Origin of the sequence: uncultured Granulicatella sp. (assembly GCF_963545075.1) — a bacterium.
Lineage (GTDB): Bacteria > Bacillota > Bacilli > Lactobacillales > Aerococcaceae > Granulicatella.
On record NZ_CAUUHX010000022.1, the window covers coordinates 1 to 19,123 of the forward strand.

17 protein-coding genes are annotated in these 19,123 nt (G+C 32.7%); 16 read left to right on the forward strand and 1 reads right to left on the reverse strand.

The features are described from left to right. Positions 1 to 159: 159 nt before the first annotated feature. From RWZ86_RS04390 to dltD, 13 genes are all read left to right on the forward strand, one after another. Positions 160 to 804 (forward strand): hypothetical protein, encoded by a 645-nt coding sequence (locus tag RWZ86_RS04390; protein WP_314680339.1) that lies wholly within the window; start codon positions 160 to 162, stop codon positions 802 to 804. Positions 805 to 947: 143 nt separating this feature from the next. Beyond that, positions 948 to 1,646, forward strand: a complete 699-nt coding sequence (locus tag RWZ86_RS04395) for an MgtC/SapB family protein (RefSeq protein ID WP_314680340.1) — start codon at positions 948 to 950, stop codon at positions 1,644 to 1,646. A 149-nt stretch (positions 1,647 to 1,795) separates the two neighbouring features. Then, positions 1,796 to 2,221: a septum formation initiator family protein gene (locus tag RWZ86_RS04400; protein WP_314680341.1), complete on the forward strand. Its 426-nt coding sequence runs from the start codon at positions 1,796 to 1,798 to the stop codon at positions 2,219 to 2,221. Between the two features lie 93 nt (positions 2,222 to 2,314). After that, a complete protein-coding gene (locus tag RWZ86_RS04405) occupies positions 2,315 to 2,806 on the forward strand; it encodes a S1 domain-containing RNA-binding protein (protein WP_314680342.1) in 492 nt (163 codons plus the stop codon). A 79-nt stretch (positions 2,807 to 2,885) separates the two neighbouring features. Further along, positions 2,886 to 4,238, forward strand: coding sequence for a tRNA lysidine(34) synthetase TilS (gene tilS / locus RWZ86_RS04410; protein WP_314680343.1), 1,353 nt, complete (start codon positions 2,886 to 2,888; stop codon positions 4,236 to 4,238). Then, positions 4,232 to 4,774 (forward strand): hypoxanthine phosphoribosyltransferase, encoded by a 543-nt coding sequence (gene hpt, locus RWZ86_RS04415; RefSeq protein ID WP_314354441.1) that lies wholly within the window; start codon positions 4,232 to 4,234, stop codon positions 4,772 to 4,774. The genes tilS and hpt overlap by 7 nt, the downstream gene beginning before the upstream one ends. Positions 4,775 to 4,865: 91 nt before the next feature. Beyond that, complete coding sequence (ftsH, locus tag RWZ86_RS04420) at positions 4,866 to 6,911, forward strand: ATP-dependent zinc metalloprotease FtsH (protein WP_314680344.1); 2,046 nt, start codon at positions 4,866 to 4,868, stop codon at positions 6,909 to 6,911. Between the two features lie 76 nt (positions 6,912 to 6,987). Further along, on the forward strand, positions 6,988 to 7,875 hold the full coding sequence (gene hslO, locus RWZ86_RS04425; protein WP_314680345.1) for an Hsp33 family molecular chaperone HslO: 888 nt from the start codon (positions 6,988 to 6,990) through the stop codon (positions 7,873 to 7,875). Positions 7,876 to 8,025: 150 nt separating this feature from the next. Further along, entirely contained in the window at positions 8,026 to 8,913 is an 888-nt protein-coding gene (locus tag RWZ86_RS04430) for an ROK family protein (RefSeq protein ID WP_314680346.1), read from the forward strand. A gap of 221 nt (positions 8,914 to 9,134) precedes the next feature. Further along, a complete protein-coding gene (gene dltA / locus RWZ86_RS04435; RefSeq protein ID WP_314680347.1) occupies positions 9,135 to 10,628 on the forward strand; it encodes a D-alanine--poly(phosphoribitol) ligase subunit DltA in 1,494 nt (497 codons plus the stop codon). A 1-nt stretch (position 10,629) separates the two neighbouring features. Further along, positions 10,630 to 11,790 carry a D-alanyl-lipoteichoic acid biosynthesis protein DltB gene (gene dltB / locus RWZ86_RS04440; protein ID WP_314680348.1) on the forward strand — a complete coding sequence of 387 codons (1,161 nt, stop codon included), beginning with the start codon at positions 10,630 to 10,632 and terminating at the stop codon, positions 11,788 to 11,790. A gap of 15 nt (positions 11,791 to 11,805) precedes the next feature. After that, the gene (gene dltC / locus RWZ86_RS04445) at positions 11,806 to 12,042 is read left to right on the forward strand and encodes a D-alanine--poly(phosphoribitol) ligase subunit DltC (protein WP_314451408.1); all 237 of its coding nucleotides are present in this window, start codon (positions 11,806 to 11,808) and stop codon (positions 12,040 to 12,042) included. Further along, entirely contained in the window at positions 12,042 to 13,211 is a 1,170-nt protein-coding gene (dltD, locus tag RWZ86_RS04450; protein WP_314680349.1) for a D-alanyl-lipoteichoic acid biosynthesis protein DltD, read from the forward strand. The genes dltC and dltD overlap by 1 nt, the downstream gene beginning before the upstream one ends. A gap of 164 nt (positions 13,212 to 13,375) precedes the next feature. Here the strand turns inward: dltD and RWZ86_RS04455 are convergent, their stop codons facing one another. Next, on the reverse strand, positions 13,376 to 14,629 hold the full coding sequence (locus tag RWZ86_RS04455) for a CapA family protein (RefSeq protein WP_314680350.1): 1,254 nt from the start codon (positions 14,627 to 14,629) through the stop codon (positions 13,376 to 13,378). Between the two features lie 247 nt (positions 14,630 to 14,876). Here RWZ86_RS04455 and fba point away from each other — a divergent pair, with 247 nt between their 5' ends. The 3 genes from fba to glmS all read left to right on the forward strand — a co-directional run bounded on the left by fba (position 14,877) and on the right by glmS (position 19,087). After that, positions 14,877 to 15,734: a class II fructose-1,6-bisphosphate aldolase gene (gene fba / locus RWZ86_RS04460; RefSeq protein ID WP_314680351.1), complete on the forward strand. Its 858-nt coding sequence runs from the start codon at positions 14,877 to 14,879 to the stop codon at positions 15,732 to 15,734. Between the two features lie 134 nt (positions 15,735 to 15,868). Then, complete coding sequence (locus RWZ86_RS04465) at positions 15,869 to 16,876, forward strand: hypothetical protein (RefSeq protein WP_314680352.1); 1,008 nt, start codon at positions 15,869 to 15,871, stop codon at positions 16,874 to 16,876. Between the two features lie 402 nt (positions 16,877 to 17,278). Beyond that, positions 17,279 to 19,087, forward strand: a complete 1,809-nt coding sequence (glmS, locus tag RWZ86_RS04470; RefSeq protein ID WP_314680353.1) for a glutamine--fructose-6-phosphate transaminase (isomerizing) — start codon at positions 17,279 to 17,281, stop codon at positions 19,085 to 19,087. Positions 19,088 to 19,123: the final 36 nt, after the last annotated feature.

Sequence of the window (19,123 nt, forward strand, 5' to 3'; positions counted from 1 at the left end):
AAAGACTTAATTTGGTGTTAAATTTGATTCACCAACAGAATTTGTCGATGAGCCAGAAAAACTTAAACAGAGAACATATTGAGAAAGAAAATTGTTTTCATTATACTGTATGTGAAGAAAATAACTATTTTATATTTAGTCAGAGAAAGGATGAGGAAGATGAATAAAGTTAGTAAAGTGTATATGAGTGTTGCAATAGTTACGTCAATTCTTATGTTTTTATTTGGCTTGTACTTTAGTACAAAGGGAATTGTCGAAGTGACGTCTGTATCGTGGAGAGCGATAGGAGAAAGTTGTTTCGTTTTTTTATGTGCAATGGTTAGTATGATGAAACTATCTTTAAAAATTAAAAAAGGAATTTTAGCGTTTGAATTATTGTTGATATCTGTTTTGTTTGCTCCAATGATTTTAAAGGGTACGATTCCAACGCTTCAGTTATCTCCTTTTTCTGTAATTGCGGACTTAACGATAGTTTATGCTGTTGTAGGAGTGATGATTTTATGGATGAATAATCTAAACAAGCAACGGGATAATGAATGGAAGCTGGAGTCTATCTTTATTAATTTTCAAATTATTATGATTATTAATGTATTTTTTGATATTTTTTCTTTTGGAGTAGAGGTGATGGATTATGCAAGTGCACTTCAAATTGGTCAAGTACTTAGAGGTTTGTTTCTTGGAACGATGAATCTTCAAATGTTATGGATAGCTTTTGGAATTTTGATTCTAATAGGAAGCTTATTAAAGTTGGTTTACGATATCTTTATGTTGAAGAGAGATTCAATCATAAGTATCTCTAAATAATGATGATTATATTTACTCCAATTCATGATGCCTAAATTGAAAGATAAGATTTCTTGACAATTATGGAAGAAAAGCATAGAATAATGGGCACGTTATCATTTTGATGACAGTACAAAAATTCAATGTTCATGAAAGGAGCAAGTATGGTAGAAACAATTTTAAGTAGAAATTTTGATGCAATATTAGAAGTTAGACATTTAATAGCCATTATTCTAGCTTGCTTATGTGGATGGGCTATTGGACATGAACGAAAGTCAAGAAATAAACAAGCAGGAATTAAAACTCACGTCATTGTAGCGTTAACTTCAGCGTTAATGATGCTAATTTCTAAAGAAGCATTTTTAGATACATCAAAATTTGATACAGCTCGTGTAGCTGCGCAAGTTGTTAGTGGCATCAGCTTTATCGGTGGTGGTATTATCTTTATGAGAGATAAGAAAATCAGCGGAATTACAACAGCTTCAGGAATTTGGGCAACAGCTGGGATTGGTTTAGCGATTGGTGGAGGATTGTGGATTTTTGGAGTCGTTTGTGCAGCCATTGTTGTCATAATACAGTTGTTGACGCACGAATCTCCATTGAAGGCACAAAATCGTCAAGTAAGTATTCATTGTTTAGTTCCAGATGTAGCAATCATGCAGAAAATTTATGATTTTTGTCATTTAGAAGATTATCAATCGATTCAAGTTGAAGCAAAGGAATTGGATGATGGTCAATATGAATTGATTTTGCGTGTAGAACATGATGAAGAGATTATAATTGAGAAAATTCAAGAGTATATGGAAGAACAACATTCTGATTTAGAAGTGAAGAAAATTAAGTTCAAGACAGAAGAATATTAACGAATAAGATTTATCTGAAATAGCAAACTCTTTCTTAGCTAGCATTTTCTAGCTAAGAAAGAGTTTTTTTATAAAATTTTCCTAAAAGCATAGACTAGTTATCATATTCTTGTTATACTCGTCATATAATCATTAAAGGAGTCAGTGCAGTGAATAAACAGCAACAAGAAAATAGTAACATTATTGCGTTTAAAGCAAAAAAGAAAAAATTGCATAAAGATGTTCATTTATCTAAAGTAGCTGTTTGGAAAAGAGTAGCTGTGTGGCATTCATTACTTATGGCTGTAGTGATAGCAATTGCGGGATCTTTAATCTTACAAATTGTTGGACAATTAAACCAAGCTAGTAAGATTGAAGCACAAATTGTAGAAGCAAAAAAAGAAGAAGCAAAAGTAAAAGAACAACAAAAATCTTTAGTTCAACAAGTTGAATTATTACAACAAGATGATTATGTAGCAAAACTTGCACGAAGTGAATATTATTTAAGTAAATCAGGAGAAATAATTTTTAATACACCTGATGATGCTGCGCAAAATAAAATACAACAAGCAAAAGACAATCAATCTCGTCATTAATGATTGCTTAGTGCTATGAAGTTTATGAAATAATCTTTTATACTCGTCGAGCGTGTGTATAAAAGCAAAAGTTGAAGGAGGAACGCTTTTTATATGTCAATTGAGGTAGGGAATATTTTACCTGGTAAAGTAACTGGTATTACAAATTTTGGGGCTTTTGTGGATTTAGGAAACCGTAAAACAGGTTTAGTTCACATTAGTGAAGTATCTAATTCTTATATTAAAGATATTAAAGATGTATTGACAGTTGGAGATGAAGTACAAGTAAAAGTAATGGAAATTGCTGGAGACGGAAAAGTAAGTTTATCGATTCGTCGTGCAAGTGCTGATTTTTCTGAAGAAACTGTTGAAGAGAAACCAAAATTCCAAAAATCAGCTCCACGTAATCAAGAAGGTCAAGGCTCTAAAAAGCCTTATTCAGCTAAATCAGCTCCATCATTTGAGAAAAAATCTCCGTCACAAGCAAAAGTGAATGATTTTGATGCGATGATGAGTTCCTTCTTAAAAGATTCTGAAGATCGTTTAACTTCATTAAAACGTAACACAGAAGGTAAACGTGGTGGACGTGGCGGACGTCGTTCATAATAAAGTATCCAAATGAGGCTGGAAATATCCAGTCTCATTTTTGTCATTGGAAGAGATTAATCAGATGGGAGGTGTTTGAATGAAGGAAGTGGAAACATTTTTAACGAAGTTTGTTCCTAATTGGAAACAGGAATTTTTTTTATTAGCTGTTTCAGGTGGAGTGGATTCAATGGTGTTATTGGAGATTTTTTTTGAGCTTCAAAATAAGTTTTCAACATTACATTTTTCAGTTATTCATATTCATCATCATCTTCGAAAAGAATCAGATGAAGAAGAAGAGATGGTTAGAAACTTTTGTAGCGAAAGGAATATTCCTTTAGAAGTTTTTCATTGGGAACAAGGTGTTGCGCAGACTGTAGGAATTGAAGAAAAAGCAAGAAAGTTTCGATATCAAAAACTAGAAGAGTCTATGAATAAACATAAAGCTTCCTATGTCGTGGTGGCTCATCATGCAGACGATCAAGTAGAAACGGTCTTAATGAAATTAACAAGAGGAAGTACGCTTGAAGGAATTGCTGGAATGAAGCCAATTCGTTCTTTTGGTAATGGCTATCTCATTCGCCCTTTTTTAACAGTGGATAAACAAGATTTATACGAGTATGCTTCGATTCATCAAATACCTTATCGAGAAGATGCAAGTAACAGCAGTCTAGAATATACTAGAAATCGATTTAGACAGGAAATTATTCCGGTTTTAAAACAGGAAAATCCTAAATTCAATCAAAAAATTCAAGAATTTACGAAAACGTTGCAAGAACAACAAGAATTGATATTGAATCTTGCCTATCAATGGATGGAACAAGAGTTAGTAGAATTATCTGTTGGATGGTCTTGGAATCAGAAAACTTTTGTGAAGCAACCAGTAGGAATGCAAAAAGTTATTTTAGTAGAATTATCCAAAAAGCTTGGAGGTTTGTTGAGTACCAAAAATGTGTCAGATATTCAAACTGCAATAGTATCTGATACTTCTCAATTGAGTTTAAATTTACCAAAAGGTTGGATTTTCCAAAAAAGATATCATCAATTGCTGATTATAAAAGAAGAAAATATTGAAATTCCTTATCAAGAAATAAGAGTAGAGGGTGTTCAATTAGAAGATATGGTGTTATCAGAAGATGAAATTGTGTCTTTTACAGCAGAAAAGGGTTGGGAAATGTTTGTATCGAGTGAAGAATTTCCATTAACAATTCGTAGAAGAAAGCCGAATGATCGATTTCTTTTAAATGAAAATCAACATCAAAGTATTAGAAGATGGTGTATTAATCAAAAAATTCCTCGTGAATTAAGGGAAAAATTATGGGTTGTAGAAAATTCTTCAAAAGAAATCATCGCCATATTAGGATTTCGTCAAACACAACCATTGTCCAAAAGGAAAGAAACTGATAGAATAAGAATAGTTTATAGAAATAAAGAAGAGGTGCTAACATGTTAGATAATTATATTGCAGAAGTAGTTGTCAGCAAGAAAGAATTAGAAGAAACAATTGAAAAACTAGGGAAAACTTTAACAGCAGAATATCAAGATAAAAATCCTTTAGTCATCTGTATTTTAAAGGGAGCAATTTTCTTTATGGCAGATCTTGTTCGTGCAATGGATTGTGATTTAGAAGTGGATTTTATGGATGTATCTAGTTATGGAGATGCCTTTGAATCAAGTGGTGAAGTTCGTATTTTGAAAGACTTAGATCAAAGTGTAAAAGATCGTCATGTATTAATTGTAGAAGATATTATTGATACAGGTCGTACTTTAGCTCATATCGTTGAGTTATTAAAACATCGTCAAGCTGCAAGTGTTAAAATCGTAACATTATTGGATAAACAAGAACGTCGTGTTATCGCAATTGATGCGGATTATGTTGGAGTAGAAGTTCCAAATAAATTTGTAGTTGGCTATGGTTTAGATTACAAACAAGGATTAAGAAACTTACCATATATTGGAGTATTAAAACCAGAAGTGTATGAATCATAAGATTTGTTTAAATTAATTATCAGAAATGGTCAAACACTTTCAAGTGTGATACACTGTTTGATACAACAATCTATGAATTGTAGGAGGAAAAATGAATACAAATAATAATCGTCAAATATTTCGTAATGGTCTAATGTATATTATGATTTTTGTGGCAATTGTTGGTTTAGTTTCTTGGTTTAATCAAGGATCTAATGGACAAACAACAGAAGTCAGCTATACACAATTCGTTCAAGAATTGAAAAAAGGTGACATTAAAGAAATTAAAATGCAATATGCAAACTCTGTATATACTATTACAGGAGAATATAAAGAAGCTAAAGAAAATTCAAATACATCCTCTAAAGGATTAGCAATTTTTGATAAGAGATCTTCTAAAACTTCTAATTTCAAAACAACAGTTTTACCAAATGATGGAACTGTAACCGAAATTAATAATGCTGCACAACAAGCAGGAACTCAAATTACTACTCTTCCTGAAAGTCAATCAGGAATTTGGTTATCACTTTTCTTACAATTAGTTGTGCCATTAGGAATTTTTGGATTCTTAATGTTTAACTTATTATCTAGCCAAATGGGACAAGGTGGCCCACGTGGTGTGATGAACTTTGGTCGTTCTAAAGCTACAGATCAAAACAAACAAAAAGTAAAAGTTCGTTTCTCTGATGTAGCAGGAGCGGAAGAAGAAAAACAAGAATTAGTAGAAGTAGTAGAATTCTTAAAAGATCCTCGTAAATTTACAGCTCTTGGAGCACGTATTCCTGCAGGGGTGTTATTAGAAGGCCCTCCAGGGACAGGTAAAACTTTATTAGCAAAAGCAGTTGCTGGTGAAGCGAATGTCCCATTCTTCTCAATTTCAGGTTCTGAATTTGTGGAAATGTTCGTAGGGGTAGGGGCAAGCCGTGTTCGTGATTTATTTGAAAATGCGAAGAAAAATGCTCCAGCTATTATCTTTATTGATGAAATTGATGCTGTAGGTCGTCAACGTGGTACTGGTATGGGTGGAGGTCACGATGAACGTGAACAAACTCTGAACCAATTATTAGTTGAAATGGATGGTTTTGAGGGAACAGAAGGCGTTATCGTTATTGCTGCAACAAACCGTTCAGATGTATTAGACCCAGCTTTATTACGTCCAGGACGTTTTGACCGTCAAATTTTAGTAGGTCGTCCAGATGTTAAAGGACGTGAAGCAATTCTGAAAGTTCATGCTAGAAATAAAAAATTAGCAAAAGAAGTGGACTTAAAAGTTATTGCTCAACAAACTCCAGGTTTTTCTGGTGCAGAATTAGAAAACTTATTAAATGAAGCTGCATTAGTAGCTGCAAGAAGAGATAAAAAAGTGATTGACAAGTTAGATGTGGATGAAGCACATGACCGTGTCATTGCCGGTCCAGCGAAAAAAGATCGTGCAATTAGTGAAAAAGAACGTAAAATGGTTGCTTTCCACGAAGCTGGTCATACAATCGTTGGGATGGTATTAAGTGATGCACGTGTCGTTCATAAAGTGACAATTGTTCCTCGTGGACGTGCAGGTGGATATGCGATTATGCTTCCAAAAGAAGATCGCTTCTTAATGACTAAGAAAGAATTATTCGAACAAGTGGTTGGTTTACTTGGTGGACGTGCTGCTGAAGAGTTTATCTTTAATGAGAAAACAACAGGAGCAAGTAATGATTTTGAGCAAGCAACAGGAATTGTTCGTAGTATGATTACAGAATACGGAATGTATGATGAATTAGGAACAGTTCAATATGAAGGGAATCATCAAGTCTTTATTGGACGAGATTATGGTCATACAAAAGCTTATTCTGATCAAGTAGCATTTGAAATTGATAATGCGGTTCGTTCTATTATGAAAGAAGCTTACGCACAAGCGTTACAAATTTTAGAAGAACATAAAGAGCAATTAACATTAATTGCAGAAAAATTATTAGAATTAGAAACTCTTGATGAACGTACGATTAAAGCGTTGTTTGAAACTGGAGAAATGCCAACAGAAGACGTTGAAGAAGAGTATCCAAGTGAATCGGAAGCAGCTAGTTTTGAAGAAGCTAAAAAAGCTTTAGCAAAACGTGAAGCATCAAAACAAGATGACTCTGAAGAAGAATCTGATTCAAAAGATGATTTAGAATAATGACAAGAAAGTGAGAAGGGAAAGTCAACGCTTTTCTTTCCCACTTTTCTTTTATGAAGGAAAGAAGGAATGAAGAATGAAAGATCATTTATTAAAAGTATTAGCTTTTAATGATGAAGTAAAAGCAGTTGCGATTGTAGCGACTGAAGCAGTATCGCAAGCGCAAAAACGTCATGACACTTGGAGTGCAGCTACAGCGGCATTAGGACGTACTATGATTGGGACGCAATTATTAGCAACTAGTCTAAAAGGAAAAGAAAAAATTACGGTTCAAGTGAATGGTGATGGTCCTGGTGGGAAAATTATGGCAGAAGCAAATGGTTTAGGTCAAATGAGAGGATATATTTCCAATCCACATGTAAGTTTGCCTTTAAATGAAAAAGGAAAGTTAGATGTACGTGGTGTTGTGGGGACTAACGGGACGATTACCGTTATTAAAGATTTACAAATGAAAGAACCTTTTTCTGGACAAATTCCAATTGTAGATGGTGAATTAGGAATGGACTTCACTTACTATTTAGCTGTCTCAGAACAAATTAATGGAGCAGTTGGAGTTTCTGTATTAGTAAATCCGGATGAATCGGTTCGTGCTGCAGGTGGATTTATGATTCAATTACTTCCTGGAGCTAGTGAAGAAACAATTGTAGAAATTGAAAGACGTATTAGTGAAATGCCTCTTGTTTCAAAATTGATTGATCAACAAGAAGAACCAATTGATTTGTTAAATCGTTTATTAGGTAAAGAAAATATTAAAGTGTTGGAAGAATTACCTGTCGAATTTCATTGCCCTTGTACTAGAGAAAGATTTAGTGCTGGATTATTATCGATTGGGATAGAAGACTTGCAACATTTAATTGATGAAGATCATGGTGCAGAAATTGTCTGTCATTTCTGTGGTGAAAAATATCAATTTACTGAAGAAGATTTAAATGACTTAATCACTGAAATTAAATCGCAAAAATAATGATTAGATTTTGACTTTCTATAAAAGGAGTGTTTTATGTTATTCCTAAAATAGAAAGTCTTTTCTTTTATTTAAAAATTTACATTGCAAAAAACTTCAAACAGGTCTACAATAACGATGAAAACGATTTAATGAAAAGGAGAGGTTTTAATGAAACAATCAATTGGTGTTGATATTGGAGGAACAAAAGTAGCAGTTGCTATTATTAATAACAAGGGAGAAATTGTAAGTCGTCGACAAGCACCTAGTGAAGTCGAAAGTGCTGAAACTTTATTTGAACAAGTTGTTCGATTAATTAATGAAGAGTTAAACGAACATCCGTTTTCAATCGAAGAGATGGAAGGAATTGGAATTGGGTTGCCAGGGAAAGTAGATGTAGAGAATGGAATAGCAGTTTTCCAAAATAATATTCCATGGCCAAATTTCCCTATTGTAAAAAGATTGCAAGAAGTCTATGGTAATATTCCAGTAAAAATTGACAATGATGTAAAAGTAGCTGCTTACGCAGAGTATCGCCTGCAAAATTTAACAGAAAAAGAAATGTTTGCGTATGTTACTCTATCAACAGGGATTGCAGCAACGAATATTGTTCATAATGAAATTCTTAGAGGAGCAGGTTTCTCAGGTGAAATTGGATTTATTCCGGTTCATTTCTTTGATCAATGGATGAGCTTAGAAGAAGCTTGTTCAGGGGTTGGAATTCAAAAGAAAGCTCAAGAATTATATCAAGATCCTTCTGTGACTACTAAAGATGTGTTCGAAAGATGGCGTCAAGATGATGAAATAGCTACAGATATTATTCGCCAAGCTGCGAGCGGAATAGCAAGTAGTTTGCATGCGATGATTTGCTTATTAGATCCACATGTGATTGTATTTGGGGGAAGTGTATCGAATTATAATCCGGACTATATTGAATTAGTTAAAGAAATTTTAGAGACTTGTTTACATGCTGAGCAAAAACATGTATTAAAACGTACAGTTACATCTACGATTAAAGGTGATAATGGAATTATCGGTGCTGGACTATTAGTTTTATAGAAGATGAAAGGTTGGAAGTTTTCTCCAACCTTTTTATTTGTTTAAAAAAAGATGAGAGTTTAAAGAAAAAATTCTAATATGTGAAGAATTTTAGTATTTTTCCTTATAAAAGCGTGCTATTTTAAGGATTAAGATTTTCAGAAAATCTATAATATGGTATACTTTTATTATGTGACAGTCTAGACTTTGGCTGTGAGACGATTAGATGATAAAGAAGGGAAATGAATACGGTGTTTGAAAAGTTATTAGATCGACTATCAAGTTTTAAGGGGAAAACTGAAAAAATCTATCGTCATGATTTATTTTTAGAAGAGGAATTATCTCCAGCGCAATATTGGGAATACTCTGATAAACTAGCATTTTATTTACAAGAAAGATTACAAGAAAATAGACAACCAATCGTAGTTTATGGTCATAAGCATCCAATGATGCTCGTTTATTTCTTAGCTTGTGTTAAATCAGGACGTGCATTTTGTCCAGTGGATGTAAATACACCGATTGACCGTGTACAAGATATTGTTGCAACAGTGCAGTCACCAGTAGTGTTAACAAGTGAAGAGATTGAATTAGAAACTCCGTTATTGGATGTTTCAGCTGCAAAAGAAATTCTTCATACAACAACTCAAAGCATTGACCCTAAATATTATGTCAAAGATGAAGATATTTTCTATATTATTTTCACATCAGGAAGTACAGGTAAACCAAAAGGAGTTTCAATTACTTACGAAAATCTAAATAACTTCTTGAAATGGTATACAGGTTATTATACAAATAAAGGACGTCAAGTCTTTTTAGGGCATCCACCATTTTCATTTGACTTATCAGTGATGTCTTTATGGCCATCACTTTATATGAATGCACCATTAGTTCAAATTGATAAACAGCACTTACAAGATTTTAAAGTGCTTTTCAATACATTAAAAGAATCAAATGCAACTGTTTGGATTTCAACGCCTTCATTTGCAGAAATGTGTTTAGTGGATCCAAGTTTTAATCAAGAATTAATACCACAAGTGGATCAATTCGTCTTTTGTGGTGAAAAATTATTTGCTACAACTGCTCAAAAATTATTAGACCGTTTCCCAAATGCTGAAGTAGTGAATACTTATGGACCAACAGAATCTACTGTAATGATTACATGGATATCGATTACAAGAGAAATTTTGGAACAATACCCAAATAATTTACCAGTTGGTGTGATTAAACCAGGAACGACCGTTACGATTGATGGAGAACAGAGTGGGGAAATCATTATCCAAGGGGATACAGTTGCGAATGGATATTATCAAAATCCAGAAATGACTCAGAAGAGCTTTATTATCCCAGAAGTAGGAGAACGTAGTTATAAAACAGGGGATTTAGGGCATTTTGAAGGAGATTTATTATTCTGTGAAGGTCGTATTGATTTCCAAATCAAATTACATGGACATCGTATTGAATTAGAGGATATTGATAATAATTTATTGAAAAATCCAAAAATTCGCCAAGCTGCAACGGTGCCATCTTATGCAGAAGATGGGAAAATTAAATCCATCATTTCTTATGTTGTTTATACAGAAGCAGTGGAAAGTCGATTTGCTACTGGTAAATTAGTAAAACAAGATTTGGCACAATATGTTCCAGAATATATGATTCCTAAAAAAATCGTCTTTTTAGATGAAATGCCATTAAATAATAATGGTAAGATTGATAAGAAAAAATTAAAGGAGTTATAGAATGGAGTATTTTGAAGGTTTAGATTTCTTTGGGACATTGTTTTTTGCATTGATTCCAGTCATTCTATTACGATTGTTTGAAAAATCAGTATATTGGATTACTTTTGTTCTGTCAGTTGGGATAGCCATTGCAGTATTTAAAGAGCAACCCAACCATTTTATAAACTTAATTATCTTCATTGTAGAAACTTATCTATTAGTTCGATTAGGATTTCATTTTAGAGAAAAAAAATCTACAAAATATCCTATATTGTTTTTTGCGAGTTTATTATTAATTGCTGCAAAAACAGTTATTGTATGGAAAGTTTCTATTTTAGGCTTTTTAGGTATTTCATATATGACTTTCAAAGTGTTACAAATCATTTTTGAAACGTATGATGGAATTATAAAAGAGCCTGTAGGCTTGATTGATTATCTTCAATTTTTATTATTTTTCCCAACAATTAGTTCGGGACCAATTGATAGAAGTAGAAGATTTATGGAAGATATTCATCAAACGATTCCAAGAGCAGAATATATCGAGTTATTAGGAACAGGATTGTTTAGATTAGTATTAGGATTAGTTTATAAAGTTGTATTGTCTAGTCTTTTGTATTTAGCAATGAATCATATTCCACATAGAGGATTGTTATTTACAACTGTTTCTTATATGTATTTGTATACATTTTACTTATTCTTCGACTTTGCCGGATATAGCTTAATGGCTGTCGGTGTAAGTAATATAATGGGAATTCAAACTCCGATGAACTTTAATAAACCATTTTTAAGTATTGATATTAAGGATTTCTGGAATCGTTGGCACATTACATTATCAACATGGTTAAGAGATTTTATTTTCTCAAGAATTGTCATGAAGTCAATGAGACATAAATGGTTTAAAACTCGTTTGACAACAGCAATGGTAGCATTTATGCTAAATATGATATTCATGGGATTCTGGCATGGGCTTTCATGGAGTTATATTATTTATGGTGTGTATCATGGAGTTTTAATGGCTGGCTTTGAATGGTATCAAAAGAAATCTAAATTTTATAAAAAATATAAACAGAAAACAGCTTATAAAGTTGTTAGTTGGTTTGTAACGATGCATTTAGTGATGATTGGTTTACTCATTTTCTCAGGGAAACCATATGAATTTATTATAAAATTATTGACGAAATAATGAGAGGTGAACATCATGTTAGAAGAAAAAGTATTAGCGATTATTGAAGAAATTTGCGAAGATGATGTCATTTATGAAGAACGTGACATTAATTTAAAAGAAGAAGGATTAATGGATTCATTAGCTTTTGTTGAATTATTAGTTCGAATGGAAGAGTTTGGAATTGAAGTAGCTCCAACTGAAGTTACTTACGAAGAGATTGATACTCCAAACAAAATTATTCATTATATCGAAACTAGGGTGAAACAATAATGAAGAAGATAAAGGCCCTAGGAATAGCCTTGGTGCTCGCAATTCTTACTCTTGTTTTATATGTTCATGTATTAAATCAAAAGTTAGCAGATTATTATCATGTGAGTGATAATAGTATTCGCTATAATTTTGAATATACAAAATACAAAAGTAGAGACATTATAAAAGATAATATAGATGATAAAACTTTAGTAGTTTTTGGGTCATCTGAATTGAGTACACCTAGTAATTATCCATTCCATATTAAGCATCTTTTTAATTATGATGATTTTCATATTATGGCTGTAGGTGGAGGGAATTTTCAAAATATTATTCAAGCTTCCATGTTAGGTTCCTTATCGGATAGTATTCATAAAAATAAATTTATTTTAAGTGAATCATTTATTTGGTTTGATCAATATGGAATGAATCCAAAAGCATTTTTAAGTCGTGTATCAAATGAGCATGTATACTATACATTGAAGAATCCTAAATTGAGTCATGAAACAAAAGAGAAATTTATCAATCGAGTGTTAGAATTATCTAAAGATAATAAATTTGTACATCAAAATTTTGAGCGGTATAAACGTCGCTTGCTGGATCATAAAGGTAACGTCTTAGATGATTTATTAAATTGGTTGGATGTTCAAAAATATGCGCTAAATAATAAAATTGCCTTTTATTTCACAGGGCATGTAAAACCAATGCCATCTAGTGGAGAAAAAACTCCTAATTATGATTGGAATGAAATTCAAAACAAATATTTAGAGGAAGCAAAAAAAGCAACCGATAATAATGAATTTTATGTTGAAAATCGCCAATATAATGCTGAAATTAAAAATCGTAAGGAAAAACTAAAAAATAAATATTCCAATTATAAATATGATCAATCAACAGAATATGACGATTATGCTCTGGTGTTACAAATGGCTAAAGAATTAGGCTTAGAAGTAGAAGTCGTTAATTTCCCAATTAATGGACGTTGGTATGATTATATTGGTATTGGTAAAGAACAAAGAGCGATTTACTCGGAAAAATTAACAGAGATTACAAATTCATATGGATATAAAATTATGGATTTAACACAAAAAGAATATGAGCCTTATTTTATGTATGATACGGTTCACCCTGGATGGAAAGGATGGCCTGAAGTTGCTGAAGAAATGTATAAATTCTATCAAAAAAATTAGTGAGAAGCATGAACTATTTGTATGGACAATGGCATTTTATGTTTTGTTTCTTGTGTTAGGCTTATATTTACTCCATGCAGATTTTTCAAATGTAGCGGAATTTGTCTACAGTGCTTTTTAAAGAATATAAAAAACCACACGATTTTTGTCGTGTGGTTTTTGTTTTAGAATTGAATATTCAGTAACTCTAACATTTCATGATAGGCTTTTTCAATTCGTTGTCGTGTTGTTTCATCTACGGTATTGGCGTATTTTGCACCTGGTAAATAATCTTCTGCTAAGAATACTTGATAATCGTATGCTTGATAGCCTTGGAATGTACGATTAATTGGAGTACGAGAAACCCATGTTGGATGTGCTTGTACACTTGTTAAGGTCGTTTGTTTGCCTTCTTTTTGAATCGTAATATCCATAATAACGCCACGTTCTGTCCAAATTTTATCTAATGTTTCAATTCTTTGGTTAGATAGTAAGTTCCCCATTGAATAAATGATGAATTTCTTTTGACCATCTTTTTCGATAGTTTCAGTAGGTTCAGCAACGTGTGGGTGACCACCAAATACAACATCTGCTCCCCATTCAATCATTTTATGATAAGTATCGACTTGCGCGTCAGTTGGTGTTAACTGATATTCTACTCCCATTTGAGGCATAATAATGGTGAAATCAGCGATTTGTTCAGCTTTTTCAATTTGCTCTTTTACTTTATCCATGTCTAAGTCATATAAATGATTATCGTAATCTTCTTTAGAAATACTTGCTTCAATTCCGTTGAATCCGTATGAAAATCCTAAAATAGCAACTTTAATTCCGTTGACTTCTTTCACTAGAATTCCTTCATTTGGATCCACTTTTACTCCAAAAATATCTAATCCTGCTTTTCTAAAAGCTGTAGCTGTATATTTTAATCCACTAATACCTGTGTCTAAAATATGATTATGAGCTAAGTCTAATACATCGTATCCAGCATCTTTAATACTTTGAACAACTTCTTCTGGTGCGTTGAAAATAGGGTATCCTGCTAAAGGTCTGTCTGGATTAATCGTACCTTCAAAGTCTCCAAGAGCTAAATCAGCTGAGGAAACGAGTGGAGTAATTTGCTCGTAATCATTTTTAAAATCATAGCTTTGACCATCAAAGGCACTTCCATAAACAATATCATGATACAGCATATCTCCACTAGCTGTAATTCTAGCGGTATGGACTTCCTTATCTTCTGAAGTTGTTGAAGAACTTTGCTGATTTGTAGTTATGTTTTTAGTTAATAGCTTATTTTCATTATTAATAATTGATGGAATATTTAAAATGAAAATGACAATAGCAAGTGAGGCTATTGCAATAAATGCAAATAATAATTTTGCTAGACGAGCTTCTCTAACAGCACGTTTATGATGTGAACTATTTTGACGTTGGTTCATATCAATCCCTCCCAAATTGTTTATTCTATCACTATTATAAAGCAAATTGAGGAAATTTCTAGAAAAAATTTGAAGGAAATTCTGCTATTTATTAAAATGATAATATATGAAATATTATGAAAAGAAAATATAATATGAAATTATTTCATAATAATATTTCAAATTGCTAGCTATCTAATAGAAATTGGGTTATAATGATGTCGTAAAAATAAATACTAGTGTACTAGTATAAGGAGGAAATTACAAAATGAGTCGTTTAGTAAGTATGACAGAAATGTTGAACAAAGCTAAAGAAGGTAAATATGCCGTAGGTCAATTCAACATCAATAACTTAGAATGGACACAAGCTGTTCTAACTGCTGCTCAAGAAGCAAAATCACCAATCATCTTAGGAGTTTCTGAAGGTGCTGGTAAATATATGGGTGGCCCTAAAGTAGTTGCAGCTATGGTTAATGCATTATTAGAAACAATGGATATCACTGTTCCAGTTGCATTACACTTAGACCATGGTTCATCAGTTGATGTATGTAAACAATATATTGATGCTGGTTTCAGCTCAGTAATGTTTGACCACTCTCATTATCCAATTGATGAAAATATCGAATTAACTAAAGAAGTTGTAGCTTATGCACATCCAAAAGGCGCTTCTGTAGAAGCTGAAGTAGGTACTGTAGGAGGTACTGAAGATGGCGTTACAGGAGGAATTCAATACGCTGATTTACACGAATGTGAACGTATGGTAAATGAAGCTAAAATTGATGCTTTAGCAGCAGCTTTAGGTTCAGTTCACGGAACTTATGCTGGTGAACCTGTATTAGGATTTGACGAAATGTTAGCTATTTCTGAAGCTACTGGTGCTCCATTAGTATTACACGGTGGATCAGGTATTCCAGAATATCAAATCAAAAAAGCAATTGAACGTGGACATGCTAAAATCAATGTTAACACTGAATTACAACAACAATGGACTGCAGCAGTTCGTGCTAAATTAAATGCAGACGCTGAAGTTTATGATCCACGTAAAATCATTAAACCTGGTTTTGATGCAATCGTTAAAATCACTAAAGAAACAATGGATATCTTCGGTTCAACTGGTAAAGCTTAATCTTAATCAGAGAAGAGATTCAAAAGGCGAGAGAAATCTCGCCTTTTTTGTTCGAAAAAAGTAGTATTTTAATAGTATTTAGAGTAAAATATTGTTAAATGAAACGAAATGTTCCAAATAAAAAGGAGTTAGAAATGAAAGTAAAAAAAAGGATTACAAAAGGGGCAAGATTATATTTGCTCTTTAGTTTGGTTACCATTTTCATATCTTCTATTATTATGCTAAAAAATGTTGTTAGTTATACTGAACCAATTGAAGAGATTTATATTAATCAGCCTTTTAATGAAAAGGAAACAGATGAGGTTCAAGTAGTTCGAATTTATGATATCGAAAAAGTAGAATTACCAAATGAACACGAAGTCTTTTATATCATTGAAGATGAATTAGGTTATCATATGTTAAAATCAGGAAATGCTGAATTAGACGAGCTTGCAGAGGAAGCTAGCAAACTGTCAAAAGCAAGACCATTTGAAAATAAATTAATTTTATTAAAAATAAGAGTCGTTCCTGAAATTACACGTGGAAGAAGAGGAAGAAAAATTGTAAAGATTTCTCCGGAAATGCAGCAGGATTTTGAAACTGTTTTTCAGCAAAGTAATTTAGCGAAGAAAAAAGAAAGAGAAGCGAAAAATGATACAATATTAGGCTATCTCTATCAACTATCACGCCTAAGAACAGATATCTATTTTGATGAATTTGATAAGTTTGATTTATGGATTGAAATGGGAAAAGATTTAATTTTTCTTATTGTGGGATTAGGATTTTTAGTAGCATCTGGAAAAATTATTTATCATAACTATAAGAATTATAAAGAATTATTCGAGCTGTTTCCAGAAGTTCAAGGTCATATGAATCTTTTAGTGGAAAATGCCGAGTATGTTTCGAAGGATTTTGCTTTATTAGTTTATAAAGGGCATATAATTATTCATGCGGAAGAATTTTATGTGGAATCGTTGGATAAAATTCGCGGTATTCATAAGTTTAAGAAGAGTTATAAAGGAATTTCAGAATATTATTTACGAGTGAAATATAAAAACTCTGATGTTCCTTATGAATTATCGATTGGACACTTTGTAGGTAAGAGACATCTCAATGACGAACAATGGTTAGAGGAAAACTATAATATTCTTGCAGAGTTTTAACAGTAAGATTTTCCCATTTTCGTGTATAAAGAATTCTGATTTAGGTAATCAAGGCCATGAGTTATGAATGCGTGACTTATGGCTTTTTTGCGTACAAAAATATATAAAATTAAATATAAAATTCGAGAGTTTTGACAAATAAGTACAAAATCGTGTATGATTAGTCATGTTTCTGAAAATAAATAGCTAAGAAAGGTAGCAACATAGGATAGCGCCAGGCTTATCACTAAGAATGATAAGTGACGAGGATTGAGTTTATCGAAATATTCGGCGGGTGACTCAAGGCAGTGCAGTCTACAGCAATATACAAAAATCTCTGCGGGGATACAAAATTTTTGCAAGCACCAGAAACAATGAAAAATTTGTTTGAAGGAAACCCTTCATTAAAGGAGACTATGTAATATGTGTGGAATTGTAGGATGTATTGGAGATAACCGTATTCAAACGGTCATTTTAGATGGATTAGAAAAATTAGAATATCGTGGATATGATTCAGCAGGATTATTTATCGCAGATGCTGATGGTACAACACAATTAGTAAAAAAAGTAGGACGTATTGCGAACTTGCGTGAAGCAGTGGATGAATCAGTTCCAGCTTTTGCAGGGATTGGGCATACTCGTTGGGCAACTCATGGACCAGCAACAGAAAATAATGCTCACCCACATCGTTCTCAAAATGGACGTTTTACTTTAGTTCATAATGGAGTAATCGAAAACTTCTCTGAATTAAAAGAAACTTATTTATCACATGTAAACTTCCAATCTCAAACAGATACAGAAGTAGCAGTGAATTTAGTTGAATATTTTGCAGAAAAAGAAGGCTTATCTGGTAAAGAAGCTTTCCGTCGTGCTTTAAAAGAAATTCGTGGATCATTTGCATTCGGCTTATTAGATGAACAAGCTCCAGGAGTATTATATGCAGCAAAACATAAGAGTCCTCTATTAGTCGGAGTAGGAAAAGACTTCAATGTTATTTGTTCAGATGCGATGGCAACTATTTCTCAAACAGATACTTACTTAGAAATTAAAGATGAAGAATTAATTACGATTACAAAAGATAAAGTAGAGATTGAAACGATTAATGGTGAAGCAGTAGAACGTGCACCATTTAAAGCAGAATTAGATGCAGATGATATCGAAAAAGGTGCTTATCCTCATTACATGTTAAAAGAAATGGATGAACAACCTGCCGTATTACGTCGTATTATTAAAGAATATACGAATGAAGCTGGTGAATTAGAAGTTCCTAGCGAATTATTAGAAGAAATCGGACAAAGCGATCGCGTTTATGTTGTAGCATGCGGAACAAGTTACCATGCTGGTTGGATTGGTAAATATTTATTAGAACAATTAGCAGGAATTCCTGTTGAAGTATTTTTAGCAAGTGAATTTGCATACCATCAACCAATTTTATCAGAAAAACCATTCTTCATTTTCTTAACACAAAGTGGAGAAACAGCAGATAGCCGTCAAGCATTAGTAAAAGTAAATGAAAAAGGTTATCCTTCATTAACGATTACAAATGTTAAAGGTTCAACATTATCTCGTGAAGCATCTCATACATTATTACTTCATGCAGGACCAGAAATTGCAGTAGCTTCAACAAAAGCTTATACAGCACAAATTACAGTAATGGCAGTATTAGCAGAAGTTTTACGTCGCACAAAAGGACGTCCTCAAACATTTGATATGAGTCATGAATTAGCAGTGATTGCTTCAGCTATCGAAGGTGTATTAGATGAAAAATCTGTTGTAAAAGAATTAGTGGATCAAAACTTATTAGATACAGTGAATGCCTTCTATATTGGTCGTCATTTAGATTATTATGTAGCAATGGAAGCAGCATTGAAATTAAAAGAAATTTCATATGTACAAACTGAAAGTTTCGCAGCTGGAGAATTAAAACATGGTACAATTGCCTTAATCGAAGAAGGCACACCAGTTATTGCTTTATTAAGTGAACCAGTAGTTGCAAGCCATACAAGAGGAAATATCGAAGAAGTAAAAGCACGTGGAGCTAAAACAATGGTTATTGCCATGGAAGGAAGCGAACGTGAAGGAGACGATATCGTATTACCAAAAGTACAAATGGAATTAGCACCAATTTTAAGTGTTGTAGTAACACAATTGATTGCTTATTACACATCTCTTGGTAAAGGATTAGATGTTGATAAACCAAGAAACTTAGCAAAATCTGTAACAGTGGAATAATGAAGTTAAATCGCCTTTTCGTTTTGAGAAAAGGCG